Here is a 2,524-nt window from a genome sequence, read left to right as displayed (position 1 = left end):
GCCGGGTTCCTCACCCGCCGCGTCGGCGAGCAGAAGATGGGCCGCGAGAGGTACGAGAACGGCTTCCTGCCGAAGATCGGCCCCTGGGGGCTGTACGGCCTGCTGTTCACGATCGTCATCCTCTTCGCCCTGCAGGGGAGGACCATCACCTCGCAGCCTTGGGACGTCGCCCGCATCGCGCTGCCGCTGCTGGTCTACTTCGCGGTCATGTTCTTCGGCACGTTCGCCCTCGGCAAGGCGATCGGCCTGGCCTACGACCGGACCACCACCCTCGCCTTCACGGCGGCGGGCAACAACTTCGAGCTGGCCATCGCGGTCGCCATCGCGACCTTCGGCGTCACCTCCGGCCAGGCCCTGTCCGGTGTGGTCGGCCCGCTGATCGAGGTGCCGATCCTGGTCGGCCTGATCTACGTCGCGCTCGCCTGGCGCAAGAAGTTCGCCACCGCCTCTCTGACGACGGCCCCGTGACGCAGCACACCGATGTGGTGGTGGTCGGCGGCGGCCAGGCAGGGCTCGCCGCCGGCTACCACCTGCGCCGCCAGCACCTGGACTTCGTGATCCTGGACGCCGAGGCGGCACCGGGCGGGGCCTGGCAGCACATGTGGGACTCGCTGCACCTGTTCTCCCCGGCCGCCCACTCCTCGCTGCCCGGGCGGCTCATGCCCACCCAGCCCGGCGAGACCTACCCGGACGCCGGGCACGTGGTGGACTACCTCGCCGATTACGAGAAGCGCTACGGCCTGCCCATGCAGCACGGCACCCGCGTGGGCGCCGTACGCCGCGACGGCGAGAAGCTCCTGGTCGAGGCCGACTCCGGCACCTGGCGGGCCCGCGCGGTCATCAGCGCCACCGGCACCTGGTCGCGGCCCTTCCTTCCCGCCGTCCCCGGCCGCGGCCTCTTCGCCGGGCGGCAGCTGCACACGGTGAACTACCGCCGCCCGGCCGACTTCGCCGGACAGCACGTCGTCGTGGTCGGCGGCGGCAACTCCGGCGCCCAGATCGCCGCCGACCTCGCCCTGGCCGGCGACGTGACGGTGACCTGGGCGACCCGGCGCCCGCCCCGCTTCCTGCCCGACGACATCGACGGCCGCGTCCTGTTCGACGTCGCCACCGCCCGCCGCCGCGCCCTCGACGAAGGCCGCGGCGACACCGGCGGGGTCGCCTCCCTCGGCGACATCGTCGCCGTCCCGCCGGTCCGCGCCGCCCGCGACGCCGGACTCCTTGACCTGAAGCCGATGTTCCCCCGGCTCACCGCCACCGGCATCCGGTGGGCCGACGGCAGCCGGTCGGACGCGGACGCGGTCATCTGGTGCACCGGCTTCCGGCCCGCCCTGGCCCACCTCGCCCCGCTGAACCTGCGCGGCCCGCGCGGCCATGTTGCGACCGCCGGGACCCGGGCGGTCGGTGAACCGCGGCTGCACCTGCTCGGCTACGGCGACTGGACCGGCCCGGCCTCCGCCACCCTCATCGGCGTCGGCCGCCCGGCCCGTGACGCCGCCCGCCAGATCCGCGACCTGCTGATCTGACACCCCGCCCGGCTACTCTGACGTGCCGGGCCTGGAAGAGGATGTCGCACTGCCCGTCTGGTCTGCCGGGGAGGACACGTGGAGACAGCAGGGAACATGGCGTTCGACCGGCGCGCGGTCCACGACGAGCTGGAGCGGGTGCGCATCGAGTTCCGTCAGCTGCTCGAGTCGGCCACCCATGTGGATCTGGTGCGGGCCAGCGAGAGAACGCGGTGGACCAACGAGCAGCTGCTGTTCCACATGCTGTTCGGCTGTCTCCTCGTCCGCCCCCTGCTGCTCGTCTTCGCTCTGCTCGGGCGGCTTCCGCTGAGCGCGAGCCGCCTTTTTGCACGGCTGCTGGATGCCGCGACCGGCCCGTTCGACCTGGTCAACTAGGTGGGCCCGGTCGGCGGGGCGCGGCTGCTCGGGCGCCGCCGCATGGCGGGGCTGTTCGACCGCGTCATCGCCGACCTGCACCGGCGGGTCGATGCAGAGGCGCCGGCCCACCTGGCGCGGCGGATGCACTACCCGTGCCGACGGGACCCGTTCTTCCGGGACGTCATGACCGTCGCCGACCTCTACCGCTATCCGGCCCGGCACTTCGACTTCCACCGGCGCCAGCTCACTCTGCCCGGTCTGCCCGAGGCGGTACGGGGGTGAGGATGGTGCAGATGTCACCCGCTCTGCGGGCGGCGGGATCGGTGGTAGCGGCGCGGCCGGCGAGGGCCTGCAGGGCTTCGCGGGTGGCGGTGAGTTCGGCCATGCGCCGGTCGATGTCTGCCAGGTGCTCGTCGATCAGCACGGTGACGTGAGCGCACGGGGCGTGGCCGTCGTCGCGCAGGGCCAGGATCGAGCGGATTTCAGCGAGGGTGAGGCCGGCGCGCTGGGCGTCGCGGATGAACGCCAGACGGGTGACGGTGTGGTCGGGGTAGTCGCGGTAGCCGCCGGGGGTGCGGGGCGGTGGGGGCAGCAGGCGGGCAGATGCTGCTGGTGGCGTCGCTGCTGTGGGTGTTCATTGG

4 protein-coding genes and 1 pseudogene are annotated in these 2,524 nt (G+C 72.9%); 4 read left to right on the top strand and 1 reads right to left on the bottom strand.

What is annotated here, in order from left to right; translation table 11 throughout:
* The 4 genes and pseudogenes from B7L92_RS24015 to B7L92_RS42615 all read left to right on the top strand — a co-directional run.
* Window positions 1–468, top strand: a pseudogene (locus B7L92_RS24015) (arsenic resistance protein); the annotation flags it as partial.
* Window positions 465–1,526, top strand: coding sequence for an ArsO family NAD(P)H-dependent flavin-containing monooxygenase (locus tag B7L92_RS24010; protein ID WP_081239511.1), 1,062 nt, complete (start codon window positions 465–467; stop codon window positions 1,524–1,526). The pseudogene B7L92_RS24015 and the gene B7L92_RS24010, both read left to right, overlap by 4 nt.
* A 78-nt stretch (window positions 1,527–1,604) precedes the next feature.
* A complete protein-coding gene (locus B7L92_RS42620; protein WP_255311107.1) occupies window positions 1,605–1,901 on the top strand; it encodes a hypothetical protein in 297 nt (98 codons plus the stop codon).
* Entirely contained in the window at window positions 1,902–2,165 is a 264-nt protein-coding gene (locus tag B7L92_RS42615) for a hypothetical protein (RefSeq protein ID WP_255311106.1), read from the top strand.
* Here B7L92_RS42615 and B7L92_RS24000 read toward each other — a convergent pair.
* On the bottom strand, window positions 2,128–2,475 hold the full coding sequence (locus B7L92_RS24000) for a MerR family DNA-binding protein (RefSeq protein WP_255311108.1): 348 nt from the start codon (window positions 2,473–2,475) through the stop codon (window positions 2,128–2,130). The two genes, B7L92_RS42615 and B7L92_RS24000, sit on opposite strands and share 38 nt — an antisense overlap.
* Window positions 2,476–2,524: the final 49 nt, after the last annotated feature.

This window comes from Streptomyces viridosporus, from assembly GCF_002078235.1.
Taxonomy (GTDB): domain Bacteria; phylum Actinomycetota; class Actinomycetes; order Streptomycetales; family Streptomycetaceae; genus Streptomyces; species Streptomyces viridosporus.
This window is presented reverse-complemented; position numbering and strand designations above follow the sequence as displayed.